The 23477-nt window shown below is 73.6% G+C and carries 19 protein-coding genes; 9 read left to right on the forward strand and 10 right to left on the reverse strand.

Annotated features, from left to right (window positions below):
- Positions 1–70: 70 nt before the first annotated feature.
- The 4 genes from ACH4D3_RS25460 to ACH4D3_RS25475 all read left to right on the forward strand — a co-directional run bounded on the left by ACH4D3_RS25460 (position 71) and on the right by ACH4D3_RS25475 (position 3974).
- Positions 71–667, forward strand: a complete 597-nt coding sequence (locus tag ACH4D3_RS25460) for an RNA polymerase sigma factor (RefSeq protein ID WP_398326078.1) — start codon at positions 71–73, stop codon at positions 665–667.
- A 53-nt stretch (positions 668–720) separates the two neighbouring features.
- Positions 721–1383, forward strand: coding sequence for a hypothetical protein (locus ACH4D3_RS25465; protein WP_398326081.1), 663 nt, complete (start codon positions 721–723; stop codon positions 1381–1383).
- 92 nt (positions 1384–1475) lie between these two features.
- The gene (locus ACH4D3_RS25470) at positions 1476–3053 is read left to right on the forward strand and encodes an ABC1 kinase family protein (protein ID WP_398326084.1); all 1578 of its coding nucleotides are present in this window, start codon (positions 1476–1478) and stop codon (positions 3051–3053) included.
- 42 nt (positions 3054–3095) lie between these two features.
- The gene (locus ACH4D3_RS25475; protein ID WP_398326087.1) at positions 3096–3974 is read left to right on the forward strand and encodes an SAM-dependent methyltransferase; all 879 of its coding nucleotides are present in this window, start codon (positions 3096–3098) and stop codon (positions 3972–3974) included.
- Between the two features lie 59 nt (positions 3975–4033).
- On the opposite strand, the gene ACH4D3_RS25480 is transcribed toward ACH4D3_RS25475, so the two are convergent.
- From ACH4D3_RS25480 to ACH4D3_RS25520, 9 genes are all read right to left on the reverse strand, one after another.
- Positions 4034–5275, reverse strand: a complete 1242-nt coding sequence (locus ACH4D3_RS25480; protein ID WP_398326090.1) for a wax ester/triacylglycerol synthase domain-containing protein — start codon at positions 5273–5275, stop codon at positions 4034–4036.
- A gap of 112 nt (positions 5276–5387) precedes the next feature.
- A complete protein-coding gene (locus ACH4D3_RS25485) occupies positions 5388–6710 on the reverse strand; it encodes an NAD(P)/FAD-dependent oxidoreductase (RefSeq protein WP_398326093.1) in 1323 nt (440 codons plus the stop codon).
- A complete protein-coding gene (locus ACH4D3_RS25490; RefSeq protein WP_398326096.1) occupies positions 6707–7306 on the reverse strand; it encodes a flavin reductase family protein in 600 nt (199 codons plus the stop codon). Before ACH4D3_RS25490 ends, ACH4D3_RS25485 begins: the two co-directional genes overlap by 4 nt.
- Positions 7278–7745: an aromatase/cyclase gene (locus ACH4D3_RS25495; RefSeq protein ID WP_398326099.1), complete on the reverse strand. Its 468-nt coding sequence runs from the start codon at positions 7743–7745 to the stop codon at positions 7278–7280. The genes ACH4D3_RS25490 and ACH4D3_RS25495 overlap by 29 nt, the downstream gene beginning before the upstream one ends.
- A gap of 81 nt (positions 7746–7826) precedes the next feature.
- Positions 7827–9158: an aspartate aminotransferase family protein gene (locus ACH4D3_RS25500; protein ID WP_398326102.1), complete on the reverse strand. Its 1332-nt coding sequence runs from the start codon at positions 9156–9158 to the stop codon at positions 7827–7829.
- Positions 9155–10276, reverse strand: a complete 1122-nt coding sequence (locus ACH4D3_RS25505; protein ID WP_398326105.1) for an SDR family oxidoreductase — start codon at positions 10274–10276, stop codon at positions 9155–9157. The genes ACH4D3_RS25500 and ACH4D3_RS25505 overlap by 4 nt, the downstream gene beginning before the upstream one ends.
- A gap of 55 nt (positions 10277–10331) precedes the next feature.
- Positions 10332–11465: an acyl-CoA dehydrogenase gene (locus ACH4D3_RS25510; protein WP_398326108.1), complete on the reverse strand. Its 1134-nt coding sequence runs from the start codon at positions 11463–11465 to the stop codon at positions 10332–10334.
- A gap of 72 nt (positions 11466–11537) precedes the next feature.
- Positions 11538–12500 (reverse strand): bifunctional lysylphosphatidylglycerol flippase/synthetase MprF, encoded by a 963-nt coding sequence (locus tag ACH4D3_RS25515; protein WP_398326111.1) that lies wholly within the window; start codon positions 12498–12500, stop codon positions 11538–11540.
- Complete coding sequence (locus ACH4D3_RS25520; RefSeq protein WP_398326114.1) at positions 12484–12990, reverse strand: hypothetical protein; 507 nt, start codon at positions 12988–12990, stop codon at positions 12484–12486. The genes ACH4D3_RS25515 and ACH4D3_RS25520 overlap by 17 nt, the downstream gene beginning before the upstream one ends.
- 162 nt (positions 12991–13152) lie before the next feature.
- Between ACH4D3_RS25520 and ACH4D3_RS25525 the strand changes: the two genes are divergently transcribed.
- The 5 genes from ACH4D3_RS25525 to ACH4D3_RS25545 all read left to right on the forward strand — a co-directional run bounded on the left by ACH4D3_RS25525 (position 13153) and on the right by ACH4D3_RS25545 (position 22200).
- A complete protein-coding gene (locus ACH4D3_RS25525) occupies positions 13153–14628 on the forward strand; it encodes a PLP-dependent aminotransferase family protein (RefSeq protein ID WP_398326117.1) in 1476 nt (491 codons plus the stop codon).
- Between the two features lie 167 nt (positions 14629–14795).
- Positions 14796–16382 (forward strand): alkaline phosphatase D family protein, encoded by a 1587-nt coding sequence (locus ACH4D3_RS25530; RefSeq protein ID WP_398326120.1) that lies wholly within the window; start codon positions 14796–14798, stop codon positions 16380–16382.
- Between the two features lie 176 nt (positions 16383–16558).
- Complete coding sequence (locus ACH4D3_RS25535) at positions 16559–17962, forward strand: SWIM zinc finger family protein (protein WP_398326123.1); 1404 nt, start codon at positions 16559–16561, stop codon at positions 17960–17962.
- On the forward strand, positions 17959–20694 hold the full coding sequence (locus ACH4D3_RS25540; protein ID WP_398326126.1) for a DUF6493 family protein: 2736 nt from the start codon (positions 17959–17961) through the stop codon (positions 20692–20694). The genes ACH4D3_RS25535 and ACH4D3_RS25540 overlap by 4 nt, the downstream gene beginning before the upstream one ends.
- A gap of 117 nt (positions 20695–20811) precedes the next feature.
- Positions 20812–22200 (forward strand): GNAT family N-acetyltransferase, encoded by a 1389-nt coding sequence (locus tag ACH4D3_RS25545; protein WP_398326399.1) that lies wholly within the window; start codon positions 20812–20814, stop codon positions 22198–22200.
- 24 nt (positions 22201–22224) lie between these two features.
- Here the strand turns inward: ACH4D3_RS25545 and ACH4D3_RS25550 are convergent, their stop codons facing one another.
- Positions 22225–23448 (reverse strand): trans-sulfuration enzyme family protein, encoded by a 1224-nt coding sequence (locus ACH4D3_RS25550; protein ID WP_398326128.1) that lies wholly within the window; start codon positions 23446–23448, stop codon positions 22225–22227.
- Positions 23449–23477 lie beyond the last annotated feature (29 nt).

The following is a 23477-nucleotide window of genomic DNA, read 5'->3' on the forward strand; positions in this document are numbered from 1 at the left end:
AACATTTCTGCCGACTGACGGAGGCACATATTCCGGTTTGCCGCTCCAGGGCCTCGGGTAGGAAAACCACATGGCCGAGCAAATGGAAAGTCGGCCGCGGTTCTCCCTGCTCAATCCGAGAGACAACGGGCTGCAATCCACGATGGTGCGACATTCCACCTGCCAATCGCCCGCTGAATGCTCCTGGGAAGAAATCTTCCAGCATCAGGACCGCCTCATGCGGCTGGTTCGGCGAAGACTACCAAGTTTTCAGGACGCCGAGGACTGCGTTCAGGAAACCATGGCCCGGGCAGCCGCCCACGCCACGTTGGACAGGAATCGACTCGGTGCCTTTCTGACGTCCGTGGCGCTTCGCCTCTGCATCGACTTCTACCGTGACATGGACCGTCGCAGCAGACTCCTCCAGCGTGCGGCGCTCGCGGAACCCCCGGGCACGACCGAGGAGGACGTCTGCGACGAGGACTTCGGCAGATGGCTTCTGGGCCAGGTACAACACCTGCGGGGGCGGGAGCAGGAGGTCATACTCGCCCGCGCCAAGGGTATTTCCACTGCGGAATTCGCCCGCATGCACAACATTTCCGTGAAGGCGGCAGAGGCTGCTTTCACCAGGGGCCGCGCACGATTGAAGAACGTCTGCGCGAAAGCCTTGGAAGGCTGCGCCCGATAACACCCGAAAACCGCACCTCTCCCATCGCAGAGAAACGGAAAGGGACCACACCCATGGGCAACAGCAAGAACATCCAGGACATCTTCAAGGATCTGGTCGGTGATATGACCGACAGCTGGAAGGAGGCTTTCGACGACCTCCTGAACCGGGACGACGACTCAGAATCGTCGCGCGGCTCCGGCAAGACCGTCAGCACGCTGGCCGACCTGCCCCCGAACGCCCTCGCCGCACTGGCCGGGGCCGTCAACCCGGCGACCGCGCTCGCGGGTGTCGCCAATCCGCTGGCCGCCCTCGGCGGGATCGGCGGCGCCGTGCAGAACCCCCTGGCCGCGCTCACCGGCGCCGCGGGCGGCGGCAACCCGCTCGCGGCCGCGCTGGGCGGGGCGGGCAACCCCCTGGCCGCGCTGGGCGGGGCGGCCAATCCGCTCGCCGCGGTCGGCGGCGCGGCCGGTGCGCTCGGCGGGCTCGGTCAGCTGGCCGGAGGCCTCGGACACGCGGCGAGCGGGGCGGGCGACCTGATGGCGCTCCCGACCCAGCTCACCCAGCTGCTCCAGGTGCTGCCCAAGCTCCTGGAGGCGGTGCAGGGCCTGCAGAACCTGACCAACCTGCCGGCCCAGGCCGGTCAGCAGGGGCTGGCGGCCCTGCAGGGCCTGACCGGTCAGCAGGGGCAGGGCGGGAAGCCGTCCCAGGGCGGACAGTCCTCGACCTCGGGCTGACCGGCCGTGCCACCGTCCCGTCCGGCCGTCTCCGTGGCGCACGCCGACCGCCGTTCCGTACCCGGGTCCCGATCTGAGGAGGATCACACACGATGACGTCTGTCGTCGGCGATCGGCTGCGTCTCGTGGTCAGGGTCCTGGGCAGCCTCGTGGCCGACGAGGTGGGACAGGCGACCCGGCTGCGGAGGCGTACGAAGCGGGACGCGCATTCCCCGGCGGAGGGCCCGGTCGGCTCCGCCGGGTCCGCGGCCGAGGCCACCGCCGGGGCGGAGCAGCGCCGCGCCAAGGCGGTCCGGCATGCCCTGGAGAGCCTCGGCCCCTTCTATGTGAAACTCGGCCAGGTCCTCTCCACCCGGCCCGACATGGTCCCCCAGTCCATCCGGGACGAACTGCAGAACCTGCACGACGAGGTCGACGTCCAGCCGTTCTCGGAGTTCGAGCCGGTACTGGCCCGCGACCTCGGGCCGAACTGGAAGCTGCGCTTCGACGACATCGAGACCGTCGCCCCGCTGGGGGCGGCGTCCCTCGCCCAGGTCTACCGCGTGACGCTGCCCGGCGGGCGCGCGGCCGTGGTGAAGATCCAGCGACCCGGCATCCGCGAGGGCGTACTCGCGGACATGGTCCTGATGCGCCGGGCGTCGAAGATCGTGGCCCGCGTCGCTCCCCGGTTCAACGAGGTCATCGACGTCGAGGCGATGCTCGGCTCGGTCTTCGACGCCATGGAGCCGGAGCTGGACTTCACCGGCGAGGCCCGCAACATGGACGAGGCCCGTGACCACGTCCGCCCGTTCCGCTCCCTGGAGGTGCCCCGGGTCCTGCACGCCAGCCCCCGGGTCCTGGTCCAGTCGCTGGCCGACGGGAAGTCGGTGCGGCACGTCGACCGCGCCCACTTCACGGACGACGAGCGCGTGGAGATCGGCAAGGACCTGCTGCGGTTCATGTACCACGGGTACTTCGTCCATCGCTTCTTCCACGCCGACCCGCACGCCGGCAACGTCTTCGCCGCTCCCGGCGGACCCGCGACGCTGATCGACTGGGGCATGGTCGGCCGGCTGGACCGCAGGACCAGTCTTCAGCTGCTGCCGCTGTTCATGGCGATGGCGCAGAACGACGGGGCCGGGCTGGCGCAGCACTGGGCGGAGATGGGCCGGCTGACGCCGTGGGCCAACATGCCCGCGTTCGCCGCCGACATGGCCGCGTTCGTGCCCACGGTCTCCCATCTCTCGCTGGAGGACATGAACTTCGGCGTCGCGCTCACCACTGTGCTGGCCAAGGCGACCAAACGCGGAATCGGTTCGCCGCCGGCCGTCTCACTGCTGGGCAAGTCCTTCGCGAACCTCGACGGTTCGGTGCGGTGCCTGGCTCCCGAGATCACGCTGCCCGAGGTGTTCCAGGCGGAGGTGCCGAAGATCCTCTTCGCACTGGGCCGCGATTTCCTCGGCCGCAACCAGTTCGCCCGGAACTCCATGGAGCTTCTGCTGGCCGCCGTCACCAGTCCGGAACAGGTCCGGGGCGTCCTCTCCGACGTGGCCAACCGCCAGTTCGCACTGAACATCCACGAGCCGCGCACCCCCGCCGCGATGGGCGGCCAGCGGCCCACCCGCCCCTCCAAAAGCCTGCTCGCGCTGGGTGCCGCGGCGTTCCTGCTGGGCCGTCGCCGCTCCGGATGAACCGGGTCCGCACAGCCACCCCGCCCCACCTCAAGGAGATCCATGCCGGAATCCACTCGTCCGCAGTCACCGTTCGCGCCGGCCGCCGCGACCCCGCACGGCATTTCCCGCGCGGCGCTCTGGACGGCCGCCGCACACGCGGCGGAGAACCTCCGGCCCGCGCCGCTCGTCCGCGACCCGTGGGCCGCCGACTTCCTCCACGCGGCCGGGTTCGACGGGGGCCCGCCAGGTGACGGACCGCTGCAGCGCATGCTGCCCGACTATCAGGTGGTACGCACCCGCTTCTTCGACGACTACGCTCTCGCCGCGGCCCGTTCGGGCTGCCGCCAGGTGGTGCTGCTCGGCGCCGGTCTCGACACCCGTGCCTTCCGGCTCGACTGGCCGACCGGGGTGCACGTCTTCGAGGTGGAGGACGCGGCCGTACATGCCTTCAAGGAGTACGTACTGGACTGGAGCCGGCTCTCCTGCGGACGCCGCACCGGCGTCGAGGCCGACGGCACGGCATCCTGGCGAGAGGAACTCGGGGCGGCGGGATTCGATCCCGGCAGGCCCACCGCCTGGCTGTGCGAGGCACCGCTGTACTTCCTTCGGCCGCCGGAGGTGGAGGCCGTCGTCACCGCGATGACCGAACTCTCCGCCCCGGGCAGCATGTTCGGCGCCGAGTGCGTGAACTCCGCGACCATGTCCTCCCCGTTCGTCGCGCCCTTCATGGACGCCCTGTCGACGATCGGACTGGCCTGGAACTGGCAGATCGCCGATCCGAAGCGCTGGTGGGCCGAGCACGGCTGGGACGCGGCGGCCGCCGACCTGTACACGCTGCCGTACGCGGTCGAGCGCCTCACCCCGTATCTGCCGCTGATCGGCACGGCCGCCGCGGAGAGCGTCTTCCTCACCACCGGGACACTGCGCGGCACTCCCTGACACGGCACCACGCGCAGGCCCCGGACGGTGCGTCCGGGGCCTGCGCGTGGTGCCGTGGGCTACGGCCGCTCCAGCTCCAGCAGCGCCGCGAGCCACAGGTCGGGGAGTTCGTCCGCGGTCGCCAGGGCCTCGTCGTGAACGACGGTCAGGCACGCGGTGTCGTGCTGGCTCGTCAGCGTCGTCACACACCGGATGCCCGACGCGACGCCGGCGAAGACGGCCGCGCGGCGGGCCGCGACCCCCTGGTGGACCAGGGCCGTGCCGAAGTTCACGCTGCTCACCGGGCCGGCCACGAACGCCCCGCGGACCAGGCGGGTGCCGACGGTGGCGCCGAGCGGCCGCGGGGCGGCGGACAGCAGCAGGCGCATGGCGTCGCGCCGCCGGCTCTTCCGCAGCCGGCCCGTGCGGGCAACCACCCGGGCCAGGGACCGCTGGGGTGACTCCTCGTCGCAGGGCAGCAGGAGCCGGGCGGTGACCATGCGGTTGCCCGGGGCGTACTCCTCCCCCGGGGCCCGGACCGACATCGGGATCGACACGGGCAGCGGCGGATGGGCCGAGCCGGTGTCCTTCAGGTACCAGGTGCGGACGGCGTGGGACAGGGCCGCGAGATAGACGTCCGTGACCGTGCCGCCGTGGGCGCGGGCGATGGCGCGCAGCCGGGCCAGCGGGGTGTCGGCGTGGCACACGTCGACACGGCCCGTGAACTCTCCGTCGAACGCGGGTTTCGGGGTGGGCGCGCGGAAGGCGGCCACCACCTCGCCCAGGGCGTCCGCGAGGCCGTGGGCGGTGGGCCGGGCGGGACGCTGTGGGGCCGGTCCGCCCTCGGGGTGGTCTCCGAGGAGGGCGCGGGCGGTGTAGGCGGCGCCCATGCCGTCCTGGAAGGTGTGGTCGGTCCGGTAGACCAGGGTGTGGCGGCCGGCCGGGCCGTGGACCAGCCACACGTCCCAGGGCGGCCGGTCGTCCGTGCTCATCGGCCGGGACAGCATCAGGCGGCTGGTCGCCGACCCGTCGGTGTCCTCGGGCAGCCAGGCCTCGTGCACGTGCCGGTCCACCGCGATCCGGTCCACTCGCCTGAATCTCCTGCGGTCCCGTGCGATGCGGTAGCGCAGCGTCGGGACGCGGTGGACGCGTTCGGCGACCCGCGCGCGTACGGAGTCCAGGGTGGGGGCACGGCCTTCGAACCCGAACGTGAACGCGAGGGGCACCGGGTTGCCGCCCGTCGCCAGGTGGAAGGCGGCATCTACGGTTCCCATGGACAGGGCCGACGGCAGGCGGCCGTCCGTACCGAGGTGGGGTCGCATGGTGGAACCTCCTGGTCGGGTGCTGAGGGTCTGTGGGGCTGCGAGGCCGGGGTCTGCGGCGCCGGAGTCCGCGGTCTGCGGAGCTGGGGTACGGATGCGGGCCGCGCCGCCGTCAGCATGTATGCCGTGCGATGCGCCCCAGTGCGTCCACGTACGCCTGAAACAGCGGCCGCACGGGTCCGCGTGCGGGCAGGCGCGGGGCCCGGGAACGGTGCCACGGGAGCGGTTCGCCGGGTTCCGGCTCACCCAGCAGGGCCGCGGCCACGTGCGCGCCGTGCGCCACGGACAGGGCGAGTCCGTGCCCGCAGCAGCCGCCGATGTACCAGACGTCGTCGAAGCCCGGGACCGGCCCCACCACCGGCAGGTCGTCGCCCGTCATGCCGATGCGGCCGGACCAGCGGTGGGTGACCCGTACCCGGGCGAGGTCCGGATGCAGGGACCGCAGCCACCTCTCCAGCCAGGCCCAGGCACGCTCCCTGACGGCCTGGAGACGGGAGGCGCCGACACCCGCCGGGACCGTGGCGGTACCGCCGCCCGCCACCAGGCCCCGGTCCGGCAGCAGCCGGAAGTACGGCGCCATCGGGACGGCGTCGACGACGGAGTGTCCGGCGCGCCCGCCCAGCGCCTCGTAGGCCGGGGCGCTCAGCGGTTCGGTGGCGACGGCGTACACCTCGAGCGGCAGCACGGTGCCGATCGGCAGATCCAGCGCCTGCGCGGCGGAGTTGACGGCCAGTACCGCCTGACCGGCGTAGAGCCTGCCGTGCGGGAGGACCAGCTCGGGGCCGACCAGATCGCCGGGGCGCAGGGCCAGCAGCGGGCTGCGGCCGTAGAATCGCACGCCCTTGTCGGCACAGGCACGGGCGAGGGCGCAGGTCAGGGCGGCCGGGTCGAGGGTCGCGGCGGGGCGGTGCAGGAGTGCCGCCCGGTAGGGCACGCCGACCCGGTCGCGGATGCCGGCCGGGGAGAGGACGGGGACGTCCAGACCGAGTTCGCGGCAGGCGCGGGCCTGGCGGGCGAGTGCCACCAGGCCCGCGGAGGACCGCGTGGCCACCAACTGCTCGCCGGGCCGCAGCCCGCAGGACACGTCGAGCCGGGCGCACAGGGCGAGGACGTCCCGCACCGCCCGCTCACTGGCCCGGTGCATCCTGCGCGCCGTCTGCGGGCCGAAGCGGCGCACCGCGCGGTCGACCGCGGGGCCGGCCCGGGGGCCCAGCAGACCGGTGCCCCGGCCGCTGGCGCCGGCCGCCGGGTGCTCGGCGTCCACCACCGCGATGTCGAGCCCGGGGGCACGCTCCGCCAGGTGGTAGGCGCAGGACAGCCCGGCCAGCCCGGCCCCGACGACGGCCACGTCCGCGGTGACCACGCCGTGCAACTGGGGCTGCGTCGGCAGTTCCGCGGGGTCCCAGTACGGCGTTCCGGCCGGCGGCCTGGTCATCCGGCGGCGTCCGGCACCGGCTCGGTCAGCACACCGAACCGGCGGTCGTGCCACAGCAGCGGGCGCCCGCCGCCCACGTGCACGGCGGCGACCCGGCCGACGACGAGGTGGTGGTCGCCGTAGCGGCGTACGTCCTCGGTCAGGCACACCGACCAGGCGAGCGAGCCGGCCAGCACGGGGACGCCCAGCACCTGCCGGGTGTCGGTCCCGGCGAACCGCTCCGCCGCGGTGGTGGTGGGGGACGCGAACCGGCCCGCGAGTTCCTGCTGTTCCTCGCGCAGCAGGTGCACGGCGAAGGACCGGCGGGCGCGGACGGCGGCGAGGGTGCGGGAGCCGTCGCGCAGACAGGCAAGGAGCAGCGGCGGGCGGGCGGAGAGCGAGGTGACGGCGGACACCGTCATGCCCAGCGGACCGTCCTCGCCGCGGGCGGTCACGACGGTCACGCCGGCGGCCAGCTTGGCGTACAGGCCGAGACAGCGGGCAGCGCCGGGCCCCGGTTCCTCGTGCAGCGGTTCCTCGCGCGGCGGGTCGGCGACCGGGGGCGGGGCGCCCGCGACGGCCGCCCGGTCAGTCACCAGCCGCAGCCGCGCGCTCATCGATCACCTCCGCGCCCGCAAGGCCCCGCAGCACGCGGGCGATGTTGGTCCGCAGGGTCGACTCGGCCACCGGGTCGAGGATCTCGGCCATGGAAGGGATGCCGAGGTCGAAGGCCGCGGTGTAGACGACGAGCGTGCCGCCGTCCCTCGCTTCGCAGCGCCAGCTCCCCTCGAAGGCCTGGAAGTCGCCGCTGAGCTGTTCGAAGGCGATGGAGTACGTCTCGGGCGAGTAGGTGTCGCGCTCCCGCCACCGCATCAGGCCGCCCCGGAACTCGACGGTCCAGTCCGAGACGGTGGAGCCGTCGGGCAGCGGAGGCTCGACGTGCACCTCGCGGAAGGTGTCGCTGTGCTCGGGATAGCGGCGGAAGTCACTGATGCGGGCGTAGACGTCGGCGGGTGCCAGTTCGTCGGTGAGGGCGTGCAGGACCACGTGGCGCATGGGTCGTTCGGTTCCTTCCCGGAGGGTTTCCGGACGCTGGTGTCCGGAGCGGGTGGCTGGCGTCGGCGCCAGGAGCCGGTGTCAGCCGGTCATACGGTCGGCCGTGCCGCGCAGGGCCGCGCCGAGGGTGGTGAGGAACAGTTCGAGCGCGGAGTCCTCGACCACGGCCGGCGGGGTCAGCCGCAGCACCCGGGTGGAGTTGAGGGAGTTGTTGACGAGCACACCGCGGGAGATCAGTTCCAGCAGGAGTTCGCCGACCGCCTGTTCTTCGGCGAACTCGATGCCGATCAGCAGGCCCCGGCCGCGCACTTCACGGACCAGTCCGCCCTCGTACGGCGCGCACACGTCCCGTACGGCGGTGAGGATGCGCGGGCCGAGCGCGGCGGCCCGGGCCACGGTGTCCTCCTCCTCCATGGCCCGTACGGTGGCGAGGGCGGCGGCGCAGGCGATCGGCGAGGCGCCGAAGGTGGAGGTGTGCAGGTAGGGGTCGCGGCTGAAGGGGGCGTAGGCCTCGGCGGTGGCGACCATCGCGGCGACCGGTACGACACCGCCGCTCAGTCCCTTGCCGACGAGCAGCACGTCCGGACGCACGCCCTCGGCGTCGACGCCCCACCAGGTGCCCAGCCGTCCCATGCCGGTCTGGATCTCGTCGACGATCAGGAAGGCGCCGTACGCCCGGCACAGCGCCTGCACCTGGCTGAGGTAGCCGGGGCGGGGGATGCGTACGCCGCCCTCGCCCTGGACGGGTTCGACGATGACGCAGGCCCGGTCGCGGCGGGCGGCCAGCGCCTGTTCGAGGTCGGCCGGGTCGTCGTAGGCGACCTGGGTGACGTCCGGGAGCAGGGGCTGGAAGGGCGTCTGGTAGGTGGCGTTGGCGGTGACGCTCAGCGCGCCGAGGGTCTTGCCGTGGAAGCCGCTGCGGGTGGTGATCACCGAGGTGAGTCCGTGGGCGCGGGCCAGCTTCAGGGCCGCCTCGGTGGCCTCGGCGCCGGAGTTGACGAAGTGGACGTAGTCGAGGCCGGGCGGGGTGTGGGCGGCCAGGGCCTGGGCGGCCAGGGCGGCGACGGGTTCGAGGAAGACGCGGCTGGCCAGCGGGTGGGTGTCGATCTGCCGGTGCACGGCTTCGACGACGGCCGGGTGGCGGTGGCCCATGATGAAGACGCCGTAGCCGCCGAAGTCCAGGAAGCGGCGGCCGTCGTCGGCGTCGATCCAGGTCCCCTCGGAGCGGACCTCGGCCATGCCGCCCATGACCCGGCCCATCACGGCGCGGCCGGAGCCGATGTGCTTCAGGTAGAGGTCCACGACGTCGGGCCGGTCGGTCGGCGCGGCGGTGTCGGCGCGCGGGGTGGAGGACGGCCCGGCGGTCCCGGCGGACGGCCCGGTGGTCCCGGTGGACGGGGGCGACATGGTCATGACGCCACCTCCGTGGGGGCGGTCGCGGCGGATCGGTTCCGGGTGAGCAGGCCTGCCCTGTCCCCGGCCCAGCTCTCGGCGTTGCGTACGAGCGCGGCCCGGATGTCGGTCCGGGTCAGGCGGGTGCCGCAGTCGGGTTCGCCGAGGGAGGTGTCGAACGGCAGCTCCCGCTGGAACACCAGCAGCAGTTCCGCGTAGTACTCCAGCCGCCGCCGCAGGGAGGCGGGCAGCGAGGTGCCCTCCAGCATGGGCAGGAGCAGCCGGTGCACGGCGTCGACAGGGATGAGCCGGGGCCGCTGGGGCCGGGGCAGGCCGTGGCGTACCGCGACGTCGGCGCAGACGTCGGTGAACTCCCGCAGGTCGATGGCCTCCTTGCCGGCCGTCAGCCAGTACTCTCCGTCGGCCACCCCGCCCCGGACCAGGTCGCCGATGGCCCGCGAGACGTAGTCCTGGGGCACCATGTCGATCCGGGTCTCGGGGGCTCCGGGCAGCACCGGGGCCTGCCCCAGGACCATCGAGCCGATCGTCCTGGTCAGCCCCTGCTCACCGGCGATCCGCCCGCTGACGGAGTCACCCATGACGACCGAGGGCCGGACGATGGCGCCGGGCACGCCCGACTCGCGTGTCATCTGTTCGGCCGTGGCCTTGGAGTCGAGGTAGGCGGCCGCACCCGGGAAGCGCCGGCGGTCCTCCTCGGTGGGGCTGTGGGCCACGAACGCGGTACTCACCAGGTACAGCGGGGCGTCGGCCCGGGCCGCCAGGTCGAGCATGTTGTCGGCGCCGAGCACATTGGTGCGCGTGATGTCCTGTGGCGGGGTACGCCAGTTGGTCTCGGCGGCGCAGTGCAGCACCACGTCCACCTCAAGGGCCAGTTCGTGCCAGGCCAGTGGGCCCAGGCCGAGCCGGGGAGCGACCAGGTCGCCCTGGAGCTCGCGCACCCGCGGATCGCGCAACGGCGTGTTGCGGCGCAGGCACAGCAGGTCGAAGTCGGGTGACAGCTCGTCGATCAGGGCACGTCCGAGCACTCCGGAACCGCCGGTGAGCAGCAGGGAAGGGCGGTCGCGCCGTCCCGTACGGCCGACGGGCAGAAGAGCGAGACGCTGGTTGTCTGACGGCATGGGGGGTGTGTTCTCCCAACGGGTCTCGGCCCACCGGTGGACGGTGGGGGCGCGGTCAGGCGATGGCGAGTGGCCGGTCCGCCAGGTACGCGGAGAACGGGGCGGTCATCCGGGAGCGCGCCGGCGGGTGCAGGGAGAGTCCGTTGGCGCAGGCGGCCAGGTGGCCCACCTCGTCGGACGTCATGAAGTTGAGGCCGCCGAGGAGTTCGACCGCGCGCGGGACGACTCGGGCGATGGCGTCCTGAACGCCGTAGCGCACGTACAACGCCTGGGCGAGCGCCGACTCGTCGAGGTCACCGGCGTCGATGCGCCGGGCGACGCCCTCGGCGGTGGCCATGGCGGCCTCGGTCTCGACGAAGAGGCGTACGCGCTCGTGCTCGGGGATGCGGTCGTTCAGCAGCACCCGCTCCACCAGCGCGCTCGCGGCGCCGAGGTAGCTGCCCGTCATCAGCGTCTCGAACCAGATCAGACCGGCCGTCTGGAGTTCGTCGAGCTGTTCACCGGAGGTCGTCCCGGTGCGCAGCAGGAGTTCCGGCGGTACGAGGACGTCGGTGAGCGTGACCTGTTCGCTCTCGGCCCCGGCGAGGAAGGCGCTGGACCAGAAGCCGCTGACGCTCATCCCCTCGCTCTCCGCGGGCACGAGGGCTACGGCGAGTTCGTCGCCCTGCCCGTCCTCGCGCGGGATCAGCACGCTGGCGGTGAGCACGTCCATGGAGCGGGCCAGGCTGCACGGCCGTTTGACGCCGTTGATCCGGACGCCGTCCGCAGTCACCGTGGCGGTCATCGACGGGTCGAGGATGCCCGCGCCGCTGCGGCCCTCGGCGAAGCCGGAGGCGATCACGCGGTTGGACGAGGCCACGCCCTCGATCAGCATCCACTCCAGGCCGTCGCCGAGGCCGCCGATCCCGACGAGAGTGGCCATGGAGAAGTGATGCATGGTGGTGGCCACGGCCAGGGACGGCGAGCGGCTGCCGATGGCCCGCTGCACGCGCAGCGCATCGAGCGCGGTGGCGCCCCGGCCCTGGTGGTCCTCCGGGACGAGCAGTCCTGGACCGCCGCTGTCCCGGAAGTGCCGGATGCCCGGGCTGCCCGGCCGCTCCAGTTCCATCAGCGGGGCCTCGCGCAGGGCGGGGTCCAGTTCGGGCAGCAGCTTCGCGAGGGTGGCGCGTTCACGCTCTAGGAATCTCATGGGCGGGCAGTCCTCCAGGGTGGGATGAATACGGAATCGGCGCGGCACTCGCACGGCCGTGGACGCGGTGGCTCAGAGGGCGTTGGTGGCGCGCAGCAACTGCCAGACCGCGCCGGGGCGGGGCCTGCCGCGGAAGGCGATGTACTCCGGCAGGACCACGTGCGGGGCCCACTTCTGCTTGTACTCGAGCTGGGAGGCCGCCGGGTAGATCACGTCGCCGTGCTCGGCCAGGAGACGGGCGAACCGGGTGAACACACGGCTGGCACCGGACAGTTCGTGCTCGGGGTCGAGCCCGGTGAACGGGGTGAAGCCGAAGTGCAGCCAGCCCGCTCCTTCGGCGGTCAGCCGTTCCATGACGGTGGCGTTGAGCGCCTCCATCACGCCGGGCGGAGCGTCGGGGCGGCGTCGGCTGAGATCGTGCAGCCAGCCGGAGCGGCTGCCGTAGACCGGCGAGTAGTTGATGTACCCGGCCGTGTCGCCGTCGATCCGGCCGACGAACAGACGGCGGTGCCGCTGCAGGCTCCCGTTGCGCTGGCCGACCAGGAAGCGCAGCTCCTTGACGTGCCGGCCCTTGTCCCGCAGCCAGCACTCGTCGATCCGGTCCAGTTCGGCGCAGTCGTCGCCGGCCATGACCTCGGCGACCTCCAGGCCCGCCCGCCGGGCGCGCGAGATCTTGTTCCGCAGCCGGACGAACCGCGAGCCGCGCAGCGTGAAACGGCTCAGGTCGACCGCGTACGACGCCCCGAGCTGGTTGACCGTGAAGCCGTGCGCCGCGTACAGCTCGGCGTCCGCCCGCTGCAGTTGCACGGCGACCAGACGGCGGCCGGCGTGGGCGGCGAACGCGTCCAGCAGGCGTGCACGGTGTTCCGGCGCGGTGAACGGGCCGCCGAATTGCAGGACGTAGCGGCCCGAGGTGCGATAGGCGCAGGTGCCGTCGAACCCGCCGTCGTGGAAGTACGCGTTCCCGCTGTTGAGGGCGAGAAATGAACTGGGGTTGTCGCTGTGCGCGGCGAGTGTGTCAAGCACGGAGGGCATCGGCGTCCTCCACGGCAGTCCGCGGGGCGGCGTTCTTCCCGGAATCCGCCGCCGAGTGGTACCGCTGCTCGAACCCGCGGAACTCCGGGGTGGTTTCCGGCTCGAAGGAGACGCCGAAGGGTTTGAGGGAGTTCCCGAAGAGGGCCCGGTCGCCCATGAGGTGGATCGGGAGGGCCAGCAATGCCCATTCCGGCCCGACGAACAGCGCCCACGCCCCGGCCAGGACACCCGCTGTGACCAGGCTGTGCATGGTGTTGTAGGCCACGTAGCAGGCGCGCGGCACGTGTCCGTCCGGGCTGCGCCGGAAGGCGATCGCGCCGGGCAGGTATCCGACGACGTCGATCACCGCGAACAGCAGCACGAAGACGGCCCAGCGGATTTCCGCGAGATGCTGGAATGCGAGTACGACCGATACGGTGAGAAAGCCCAGCCATTCGAGTCGGGAGAGAGCGAAGGTGGTCTTCGTCTCGAAACGGTTCTTGGCGTCCACGGGCGCTCCTGGATTGCGCGTACGATTCCGGGGCGCGACCTCGGCCTGCCCCCTCGCTGTGGTCTGTCACTCCGGTTTACGCACCAGCGGGTCCAACCCCTCGTAAAGTGGGGACGATTGAGCAGACGTGGTGCAGACGTGATGTTCGGGGGGACTTCTTTCATGACGCCGTCGACCGGCCCGGGCGGCCCTCCTGCCGGCCCTCCTGGCTCCGCCGCCGGCAGCGCGGCCTGGGAGTTGCTGCTGCCCGCCGCCTCGGCACCGGCACGCGCGCGTGGCCGCGCCCTGCAGGAGGCGCTGCGCGACGCGGTCCGCTCGGGCCGGCTCACACCGGGCACCCGCCTCCCGTCCAGCCGGGACCTGGCGGCCGACCTCAAGGTGTCGCGGGGGCTGGTGACGGAGGCATACGAGCAGCTGACGGCCGAGGGCTATCTGCGCAGCGGGCGGGGCGCGGGGACGTGGGTGGGGGACGCCGTACGGGCCGCCCGTCCGCGCGCGCGTGATCTCGCCCCGCACTCCCCCGCCGATCGCGTCGACTTCGTGCCGGGGACACCGGATCTGTCGCTCTTCCCGCGTGCGGCGTGGGCCGCCGCGCAGCGGGGCGTGCTGACGGAGCTGCCGCACGAGAGCCTCGGCTACCCCGACCCGCGCGGGCTGCCCCGGCTGCGGACCGCTTTGGCGGAGCTGCTCGCGCGGCGCCGGGGTGTGGTGGCCGACCCGGAACGGATCATGGTGGTCTCCGGCGTGGCGCAGGCCACCTCGCTGCTGGCGGGCGTGCTCCACGCGCGCGGGACGCGCACCGCCGGTGTCGAGGACCCCGGCAGCCCTCAGCACCACGCCCTGTACGCCGCGGCGGGCCTCGGCACCGTACCCCTCCCACTGGACGACGAGGGCCTCGCCATGGGCCCGCTGTACGCGTCGGGCGTCCGGCTCGTGGTGACTACACCGGCCCACCAGTTCCCCACCGGGATCGCCTACTCGGCGCGGCGGCGCACCGAACTGCTCGACTGGGCGCGGTCCGTTGACGGCCTCGTCCTGGAGGACGACTACGACGGCGACTTCCGCTACGACCGTGCCCCCGTGGGCGCGCTCCAGGGGCTCGATCCGGAACGCGTCGCCTATACGGGCTCGGTCAGCAAGTCCCTGGCCCCGGGGCTGCGGCTGGGCTGGCTGCTGGTGCCGGACTGGCTGGCGGAGGCCGTCGTCGAGCGCAAGCGCACCACCGACCTCGGCCACCCGGCCCTCGACCAGGCGGTCTTCTCCCGCTTCGTCGAGCGTGGCGACTACGACCGCCGGCTCCGTGTCTGCCAGCGCGCCTACCGGGAGCGCCGCGACGCCCTGGTGGCCGCGCTGGCCGAGCACTTCCCCGGCTCACGGGTCACCGGCATCGCCGCCGGGTTGCACGCCATCGCCACGCTTCCGGAGCGGTACGGGCCCGAGGAGGGGTTCCTCGCGCGCGTGAGCGAGGCGGGCGTCGCGGTGCGCCCACTGACTGCGTACGCGCACGGCGGTGGGGCTGGTGGACCGGTGGGCGACCGTCCGGTGGCGGGGAAGGAGGTGCGGCTGGTGCTGGGCTACGCGCATCTGACACCGGCACGGATCCGGGCGGGTGTGGCGCGGATGGCACGGGCCGTGTGACGCGGCACCCGCCGCGGGCGGGCGACGGATGCCCGGGGCCCCAAGGCGTCCGGGTTGTTCACCCGCAATTTCCGTGGGCGCCGCGCCTTGCCAGTAGGTCTGGCTCTGCACACTGGCTCGAACCCTGGCCCGTACACCGGCCGGATCCCGTCCCTGGAGGCGCATCCATGTCACACCGTCCGCTGCCCGGCCGCCGCAGCGTGCTGCGCGGCTCGCTCGCCGCGTCGGCCGCCCTGACCCTGCCCACCGCCCTGGGGGCGGCGCCGGCGTTCGCCCGATCGGGACGGCCGGGGGCGGGCTGGGGCGTGCAGACGGGCGACGTGACCTCCCACTCCGGACTGGTCTGGGTGCGGTCCGACCGGCCGGCCCGGATGATCGTCGAGACGTCGGCGACCGAGTCGTTCCGCCACCCGCACCGGTGGCACGGTCCGCTGCTCGGGCGCGACACGGACTTCACCGGCACCACCCGGCTGCGCGGTCTGCCGCCGGGCGAGCAGATCCACTACCGCGTGCTCCTCGCCGACCCGGACGACCCGCGCCGCACGGGCAAGCCGGTCACCGGCACCTTCCGCACCGTGCCGGTCCGCCGCCGCGAGGGCGTGCGTTTCGTGTGGTCCGGCGACCTCGCGGGGCAGGGCTGGGGCATCAACCCGGACCTCGGCGGCTACCGCATCTACGATGCCATGGGCGCCCTGGACCCGGACTTCTTCCTGTGCAGCGGCGACAACATCTACGCCGACGGTCCCATCGCCGGGACGGCCGCCCTGCCGGACGGCGGCACCTGGCGGAACATCACGACCGAGGAGAAGTCCAAGGTCGCCGAGACCCTCGCCGAGTTCCGCGGCAACTTCCGCTACAACCTGCTCGACGAGAACCTGCGGAGCTTCAACGCGCGGGTTCCGTCGGTCGTCCAGTGGGACGACCACGAGGTCCGCAACAACTGGTACCCGGGCCAGGTGGTCGCGGACACGGACGACCGGTACACGGAGAAGAGCGTCGACGTCCTGGCCGCCCGCGCCCGGCGCGCGTTCAGCGAGTACTTCCCGATCTCCACCCTGCGCCCCGGCGCGCGCGAGGGGCGTGTGCACCGGGTGCTGCGCCAGGGCCCGCTGCTCGACGTGTTCGTGCTGGACATGCGGACCTACCGCAACGCCAACTCCCCCGGCGAACAGACCGTCGACCCGCAGGGCATCCTGGGCCGCGAGCAGTTGGAGTGGCTCAAGCGGGAACTGGCACGGTCGCGTGCGGTGTGGAAGGTCATCGCGGCGGACATGCCGATCGGTCTCGTCGTGCCGGACACCACCGAGGGCGCGCCCAACATCGAGGCGATCGCGCAGGGCGACCCCGGCGCTCCCCTGGGGCGCGAGCTGCAGATCGCCGAGCTGCTGCGCTTCGTCAAGCACCGCCGGATCACCGGCACGGTGTGGCTGACGGCCGACGTGCACCACACCTCGGCCCAGCACTACCAGCCGTCGCGGGCCGCGTTCGGTGACTTCGAGCCGTTCTGGGAGTTCGTGTCCGGGCCGCTCAACGCGGGCGCGTTCCCGGCCAGCGCGCTGGACGCCACGTTCGGTCCCGAACGGGTCTTCGTGAAGGCGCCGACCGCCTCGAACGTCTCGCCCGCGGGCGGCTACCAGTTCTTCGGCGAGGTCGACATCGACGGCGGCAGCGCCGAGATGACGGTGCGGCTGCGCGAGCAGGACGGCACGGTGCTGTTCACGAAGGTGCTGCGGCCGGGCCTGGTGGGCCAGTAGTCCCGGTAGCCTGTCGGCTGTGCCGCGCACCGGCGTCATCCCCCGGTGCGCGGCCCCGCGCCGTGGAGCGCGCTGCACCGGCCTGCCGGCGTGCGGCGAGTGCTTCGACTTCCCCTCCAAAGCGGCCGTTCCCGCAGGTCAAAGCGATTGTCAGTGGTCGCCTCTACGGTTTTTCCATGACGCGATCTTTGCAGGCCGTGGCCTATCGACGACCCTCCGTGCTGGAATCCGCCGCGGGCGGACAGCACCTGGGGCTGGAGACCTCCCGGGGTGCGACGCCCGCCGGTGCCGTGGACCATCCTCGGTTCTTCGCGGGCTTTCTGACATCACCTCAGAAGGCGTCCGCGGCGCTGCTCGCGGTGGCCGACGTGGCCGCCGCGCGGTACTACCAGCCGCAGCTGCGGGCCTCCCTCGACCCGGTGGTGACGGGCAGCGGCGACCGGCTCCGTTTCGAGTCCTTCTCCGGCTGCGGCGGGGTCTACGCCCGCCTGGACGTGCTGGAGGCGGGCCTCGACGGCGGCGAGGTCGGACACGGCACGACGAACGTCGACGTCAACAACCCCTTGCGCGAGGCCCTGTCCCGGATCGGCGCCGACGACCCGCTGCACCTGCGGGTGGGTCCCGAGGAGCTGGCCGTGACCACGCTGGACGGCCCGGTCGTGGAGAAGAAGGTGCCGCTGCCCGACCGGTGGCTGCGCGGTTTCGCCGAGGCCCAGGTCATAGCGGCCGGCTTCGACCTGCGGGCCGAACTGGACGCGGCCGAGGCGGTGCGCTTCCTGCGTGCGCTGCCCCGCGGCGGCAGGAGCGGGACGACCGGCCCCCGATGGGTGGTGCCGTCCGGGCGCACGCTGCGGCCGACGACGCGTGCCGTGCCCGGCGCGGTGTGCCTGCCGGGACCGGAGCGGCTGGTCGCGCTGCAGCGCGTACTGCGGCACGCCACGGCCCTGCGGGTCTACGGGCCGGCGGTCGCCTCGGGGGCCGCCGCCACCGCCTCCGCCTGGGAGGTGCTCCTGCCGGGCATGCGGCTCACCCTCACCCTGTCCCCCGACGCCGCGCGCGGGTTCTCCGGGGAGGGCGGTGTCCTCGACGCGCTCGCCACCGACGAGGCGGCCGCGGACGCCGAGCTGATCTCGGTGCTCCTCGCCTGGGAGCCCCGGATCGACGTCGCCGACCTGGCCGCCGCCTCGGGCCTGACCGCCGAGCGGGTGCGTGCGGCGCTGGTCCGCCTCGGCACCTCGGGGCGCGTCGGGTACGACACCGCCGAGGCGGCCTACTTCCACCGGGAGCTGCCGTACGACGCGGCACGCGTGGAGCGGCACAATCCCCGGCTGCGTTCGGCCCGCGCCCTGGTGGCGGCGGGCGGGGTCGTCCTGGACGGTCCGATCGGGACGGTCACGGCCGAGGACGGTCATGTGCACCGGGTGCGCGAGGAGGCCGGAGTGCTCTCCTGCAGCTGCCTGTGGTGGGCCAAGTACCGGGGCGGGCGCGGTCCGTGCAAGCACGCGCTGGCGGTGCGGATGGTACGGCGGGGTTCCGGCGAGCCGCAGGGTGCGGTTCGGATCGACGGGGGTGCGCGATGACGACGACGGTGGCGAGTGCGGCAGCGGCAGTGACAGCGACTGCGACTGCGACTGCGGACACGACGGGGCTGCTGGTGGCGGCGGTGCGAGCGGGGCGGACGGCCGAGGTCGTGGCGCTGCTCGACGGCATGACGGACGTGCAGCGGCGCGCCTGCTTCCCCGAGTTGAAGGCCGTCCGGCAGGAGCTGAGGGCGGCCCGCTGGTCCGCGGAGTCCCGCCGGGCCCACCCGGCGCTGCACGCGGCGGGCGCGGCGTGCCAGACCGGCGCCGCGGCCGTGGCGAACTGGCTCGCGGCCGTCGACATGCGCTGGTCGCAGGCGTCACCGTCGGTCCTGCTGCACGTGCTGGGCGACCGCGATCGCGGGTGGCTGGCCGACGTGGCGCACCGCCTCGCCCAGCGACCGGTCGCTTCCAACGTGTCGTACGAGCTGATGGCCGGCCTGGTGCGGTTGTCCGGCTGCCCGGTGCCGACGACGGACGCGTACGTCCGGGGCTGGCTGCTTCACATCGGCGCAAGCCGGCAGCGGGCCGGCACGGTCGGCGACCGACTCCGCCAGGACCCGCATCTGGCGGAGCTGGTCGCCGCCCTCTTCCGCACCGAAGGCGTCGGCGCGCAACTCGGGTGGCTGTCCGGCGACGGACCCGAGAGCTGGACCAGCGCCCTGGCCCGGCTGACCGGCGAGGGCGTGCTGGACCGACGGGCCGTGGTCGACGCGTGCGTGGCGCGGCTGTTGCGCGGGGGCGCACCGGCCGAGCTCCGGGTGTTCCTGCGCCTGCTGCGGGACCTGGCCCTCACCGGCGAGGAGGAGCGCCGGCGGACGGCGGACTGGACGGCGCTCGCCTCGGACGCGATGCCGACGGTGGCCTCCCACGCCCAGTCGGTGCTGGGTGCCCTGGCGCTGGCCGGTGAGTTGTCCCCGCGGCGGTTGGCGGAAGCGACCGAGGCGGTGCTGTTCCGTACCGAGAAGAAGCTCGTGCGGGCCCAGCTCGTGCTGCTCGGCAAGGTACTCGCCAAGAACCCGGCCGCGGCGGGTGAGTTGCTGCCGGCCGCCGCCCGGGCGTTCGGGCACGAGGACTCCGACGCACAGGAGCGGGCGCTGAAGCTGGTCGAACGGCACGTCGGCAAGGTCACCGCCGCGGAGGTCCGGGAGCAGCTCGCCGGGGCTGCGGAGCAGTTGATCCCGGCGCTGCGCACCCGGGCGGTGCGCACCCTGGGTGCGACGCCGCCGGACGCCCGGACCGTGTCCCACGAGGAGGTGCTCCCTCCCCCGCCGCAGCCGGTGCGCCTGGCTCCCGCTCCCGCGGCGGCCGTCGAAGTCGCCGAGGAGATCAGCGCGTTGCTGGCCTCCGGAAGCGACGTGTCCGTGTTCGAGCGGGCCCTGGACGGGCTGGTCCGGCAGGCGCACCTGGACCGGGACGCCCTGCTGGCGGCCCTCGAACCGGTGGTCGCCCGCCGCTGGTGGGCCGAGGGGGAGCCGCGGCACGGCCACCGGTCCGACGACTTCTTCGCCCGCCGCCACGAGCTGTTCGACGACGCGCGCGCCTTCGACCTGCTCCTCGCGACCTTGTACGGGAAGGTCCGGACGGGCACCTTGCACCGGGTGGTCCACGAGGGGGTGACGAACTCCGGCTGTGCGCACAACTCCCTGGCCCGCCCCTTCGAGGCCCGCGTGTGGGAGGTGGCCCACCGGCTGCGCACCGATCCGCAGCCGTTCCTGCTGGCCACCCCCACCTGGGGCACGGGTCTGCTCGAACCCGACGAGCTGGTGGACCGTCTGGACGCCTACCGCCGCGCGGGCGCCCGGGTCGCGGCGGTCGACTTCGGCCAGGCGCTGCTGCGGGTGCGGCTGGACGACCGCCCGGCGGCGCTCGCGGCGGCGGAACGCGCGGCGGCGCTGGGCACCGGGGAGGGGGAGCGGCTCGCGCGCCGGTTGCTCACCGAGCCGGCCGCGCCTTCCGTCACCCGGCGGACGGCGGACACCCGGATCCTGGTGGAACTCGGTGAGGTGCCCGACCTCCAGGCCGAGGAGTTCCCCGCCGCCCTGCGGCTGCTGGGGCGTCCGGTGAACCCGGACTCGGACCACTGGTACTGCAGTCACTGGAGCGGCGCGATGCGCCCACACTGGTTCGCCCTGCTGCCCGAGCGACCGGAGCTGGTGGCCGCGCGGCTGCTGCGGGACGTGTCCGAGGCGTCCGTGCACGACCAGCAGGGCACCGCCGCCGCGGTGCTGCCCCACCTCGCCGACGCGGACGGCGAGGCGGGCGAGGCCGGGCATCTGTCCGTGGCCTACGGGCTGGGTGCGCGGCACGCCGAGGACCGGCTCGCCGCGGTGGACGCCCTGCTCGTACTGGCGGCGCGCGGTCGGCTCGAAGCCGACCGGCTGGGCGCGGACCTCGGCCAGTTGGTGCGGCGCGGCGCGGTGAAGCCGGCGCGGCTCGCCGACGCGGTGCGCACCGCCGCGGCGACGGGGGCGAACGCCACGGTGTGGGCGGTCCTGCGCCAGGTGCTGCCCGTGCTGCTCGCCGACCTCTCCACCGGTGGCGCGACACCATCCTCGGCCCGTGGGCTCGGTGAACTGCTGGCCGTGGCGGCCGAGTGCGCCGAGCGGACGGGCGAACGGGGCGATCTGCCGCACCTGTCGGGGGTGGCGGACCGCCGCGGCACGTCACGGCTGGTGACACAGGCGCGGCGGCTGCGAGAGGCGCTGACGGCGGCACCCGCGGCCGCCTGACACCCCATAACGGCCTGAAAGGTAAGAACGCCCCCAGAAGCCTTCTTTACCCATCGGTCACAGAGCGTTCGTGATCACGCAACACCGTTCCTTCACAGTGGGTGCATGAGTCGAGACATGTCTGATGTGACGGATGCCGTGGCGCGCCTCGTCGACCACGGCCCCACGGTGCCCGCCCTGGTGCTGGCCTCGCTGGCGGCCCTGATCGCCACGGCGGGTTTCCACACCCGGTGGTCACGACGCCACGGGCAGGCCCCGCCGGCCGACGATACCGACGCCCGGCCGCCGACCGCCGAGCGGCCGGCCGGGACCGGACACTCCGGGAACGGACCGGCCGGGAGCGGACCGGCCGGGAGCGAGCCGGTTGGATCCGAGCCGGTTGGATCCGAGCCCGGCGGTGAGAGCGCGCTGTGGCGGATGCGCACGACGGTGCGGGACGCGCCGGGGTCGCTGGCCGTCCTCTGCGCGGCCCTCGCCGACCGGCGGATCGACATCCTGAGCCTGCAGACGCACCCGCTGACCGAGGGCACGGTGGACGAGTTCCTGCTCCGTGCCCCCGGTGAGCTGAGCGCGGCCGAGCTGGCCGACGTGGTGACGACGGCGGGCGGTGCCCGGACCTGGACCGAGCGGGCGGACGCCCACGACCTGGTCGACGCGCCCACCCGGGTGCTGGGCCTGGCCGCCCGCACCGCCCTGGACTCAGCGGAACTCCCGCTGGCACTACGGCAGTTGCTGGGACGCTGCACCATCAGGTCCCTCCCGGCGCCCGCGCACGACAGGGCGGGGGCACGAGCGGCGGACGCGGTACCGCCGGAGGGCACGCTGGAGGACACGGTGCTGCGGCTGCGCGCCCCCGAGGGCGGGGTGATCAGCGTGGAGCGGCCCCATCTGCCGTTCACCCCGGCCGAGTTCGCGCGGGCGCGGGCGCTGGTCGAGCTGGACGCCCGGCTCGGTCCGCGGGTCCCGCGCGGCCGGGACGTGCTGACGTTGCCCGAGGGCAGCGACATCACGGTCCGCCGGGCCGACACGCGTGACGTTCCGGCCGCGAAGGCGATGCACGAGCGCTGCTCGGCGCGGACTCTGGGGATGCGGTACCACGGTCCGGTCGGGGACGCCGACCGGTACCTCAACCACCTGCTCAGCCCCCGTTTCGGCCGCACCCTCGCCGTGCAGACCGCCTCGGGGCGAATCGTGGGCCTCGGCCACCTGTTGTGGGACGGGGACGAGACGGAGGTCGCGCTGCTCGTCGAGGACGGGTGGCAGCGCCGCGGCATCGGCGGCGAACTCCTGGCCCGGCTGGTGGCGATGGCGGCCGACGCGGGCTGCGAGAGCGTGTACGCGATCACGCAGGCGTCGAACACCGGCATGGTCGCCGCGATGCGCGGCCTGGGCCTCCCCCTCGACTACCAGATCGAGGAGGGGACCCTGGTCGTCACGGCCCGTCTGGACCCGGCCTCCCGCTCCGCGGCACGGCTGCCGCAGGCGGAGCGGATCGGCGGGGAGTGACGGGCGGCGGGCGCGGTGGCGCGGTCAGTCGGCCCGCGACAGCGCCTCCCGCGACGGGACGGCCCCGGCGGCCGGCTCTCCCAGGGCCCGGTCCAGGTCGGCCCACAGGTCGTCGACGTCCTCCAGGCCGACGGACATGCGCAGCAGCCGGTCGCCGACCCCGGCTCCCCGCCGGTCGTCCGCGTCCACGATGCGGTGGCTGATCGACGCCGGGTGCTGGATGAGCGTGTCGACGCTGCCGAGGCTCACGGCCGGGGTGATCAGCCGGACGCCGCCGATGACCTCGTGCGGGTCGCCGTGGACCTCGAAGGAGACCATCGCACCGCCGATGCGCGGATAGTGGACGCGGGCCACCCGCGGGTCGGCGGCCAGCCGCCCGGCCAGTTCGGCGGCGCCCGCGGAGGCGGCCCGTACCCGGACGGGCAGGGTGGACAGCCCCCGCAGCAGGAGGTAGCCGGCCAGCGGGTGCAGCACTCCGCCGGTGGCGAAGCGGACCTGCCGCAGCCGCCCGGCGAACTCCTCGTCGCAGGCGACCACGCCCGCCAGTACGTCCCCGTGCCCGCCCAGGTACTTGGTGGCGCTGTGCAGCACCAGCCGGGCGCCGTGTTCGGCGGGGCGCTGGAGCACGGGGGTGGCGAAGGTGTTGTCCACGAGCAGCGGCACCGACCCGCACGCGTGGGCGACGGCCCGCAGGTCGACCTCGGCCAGCGTCGGGTTGGCCGGCGACTCCACGAGCACCAGTCCGGTGTCCGGGCGCAGCGCGTCCGCGACGCCCGCCGGGTCGGTCCAGGTGACCTCGGACCCGAGCAGCCCGGCGGTCAGCAGGTGGTCGCTGCAGCCGTACAGGGGCCGTACGGCGACGACGTGGCGCAGCCCCATCGAGCCGCGGACCAGCAGGACCGCGCTCAGTGCGGCCATGCCGCTGGCGAAGGCAACGGCGGCCTCGGTCCCCTCCAGCCGGGCCAGTGCCGTCTCGAAGCGGGCGACGGTCGGGTTGCCGAGGCGGCCGTAGACCGGCGGTCCGTCAGGCTCGGCACCGGTCGCGGCGAACGCGTCGATGCGGGCGGCCTCGCCGCGGCTGTCGTACGACGGGTAGGTCGTGGACAGGTCGATGGGCGGGGCGTGCAGTCCCTGGGCGGCGAGGTCGTCGCGGCCGGCGTGCACGGCTTCGGTGGCCAGTGCCCTGCCCGTGGGAGCGGTGGAGCGTACGTCGTCGGGTGGTGACGTGTGCGTGCGCGCTGAGTCCATGGCCGAAGGGTGAACACCGACCGGGACGG

Source organism: Streptomyces sp. NPDC018026, assembly GCF_044327745.1.
GTDB classification, from domain to species: domain Bacteria; phylum Actinomycetota; class Actinomycetes; order Streptomycetales; family Streptomycetaceae; genus Streptomyces; species Streptomyces rubrogriseus.

What these genes read in the sequence shown, in the direction of transcription:
- ACH4D3_RS25500 (WP_398326102.1), bottom strand. Translation starts at nt 9,158, where the DNA reads ATGACCATGTCGCCCCCGTCCACCGGGACCACCGGGCCGTCCGCCGGG.
- ACH4D3_RS25460 (WP_398326078.1), top strand. Translation starts at nt 71, where the DNA reads ATGGCCGAGCAAATGGAAAGTCGGCCGCGGTTCTCCCTGCTCAATCCG.
- ACH4D3_RS25465 (WP_398326081.1), top strand. Translation starts at nt 721, where the DNA reads ATGGGCAACAGCAAGAACATCCAGGACATCTTCAAGGATCTGGTCGGT.
- ACH4D3_RS25510 (WP_398326108.1), bottom strand. Translation starts at nt 11,465, where the DNA reads ATGAGATTCCTAGAGCGTGAACGCGCCACCCTCGCGAAGCTGCTGCCC.
- ACH4D3_RS25495 (WP_398326099.1), bottom strand. Translation starts at nt 7,745, where the DNA reads ATGCGCCACGTGGTCCTGCACGCCCTCACCGACGAACTGGCACCCGCC.
- ACH4D3_RS25470 (WP_398326084.1), top strand. Translation starts at nt 1,476, where the DNA reads ATGACGTCTGTCGTCGGCGATCGGCTGCGTCTCGTGGTCAGGGTCCTG.
- ACH4D3_RS25515 (WP_398326111.1), bottom strand. Translation starts at nt 12,500, where the DNA reads ATGCCCTCCGTGCTTGACACACTCGCCGCGCACAGCGACAACCCCAGT.
- ACH4D3_RS25475 (WP_398326087.1), top strand. Translation starts at nt 3,096, where the DNA reads ATGCCGGAATCCACTCGTCCGCAGTCACCGTTCGCGCCGGCCGCCGCG.
- ACH4D3_RS25505 (WP_398326105.1), bottom strand. Translation starts at nt 10,276, where the DNA reads ATGCCGTCAGACAACCAGCGTCTCGCTCTTCTGCCCGTCGGCCGTACG.
- ACH4D3_RS25550 (WP_398326128.1), bottom strand. Translation starts at nt 23,448, where the DNA reads ATGGACTCAGCGCGCACGCACACGTCACCACCCGACGACGTACGCTCC.
- ACH4D3_RS25480 (WP_398326090.1), bottom strand. Translation starts at nt 5,275, where the DNA reads ATGCGACCCCACCTCGGTACGGACGGCCGCCTGCCGTCGGCCCTGTCC.
- ACH4D3_RS25525 (WP_398326117.1), top strand. Translation starts at nt 13,153, where the DNA reads ATGACGCCGTCGACCGGCCCGGGCGGCCCTCCTGCCGGCCCTCCTGGC.
- ACH4D3_RS25535 (WP_398326123.1), top strand. Translation starts at nt 16,559, where the DNA reads ATGACGCGATCTTTGCAGGCCGTGGCCTATCGACGACCCTCCGTGCTG.
- ACH4D3_RS25490 (WP_398326096.1), bottom strand. Translation starts at nt 7,306, where the DNA reads ATGAGCGCGCGGCTGCGGCTGGTGACTGACCGGGCGGCCGTCGCGGGC.
- ACH4D3_RS25545 (WP_398326399.1), top strand. Translation starts at nt 20,812, where the DNA reads ATGTCTGATGTGACGGATGCCGTGGCGCGCCTCGTCGACCACGGCCCC.
- ACH4D3_RS25540 (WP_398326126.1), top strand. Translation starts at nt 17,959, where the DNA reads ATGACGACGACGGTGGCGAGTGCGGCAGCGGCAGTGACAGCGACTGCG.
- ACH4D3_RS25530 (WP_398326120.1), top strand. Translation starts at nt 14,796, where the DNA reads ATGTCACACCGTCCGCTGCCCGGCCGCCGCAGCGTGCTGCGCGGCTCG.
- ACH4D3_RS25485 (WP_398326093.1), bottom strand. Translation starts at nt 6,710, where the DNA reads ATGACCAGGCCGCCGGCCGGAACGCCGTACTGGGACCCCGCGGAACTG.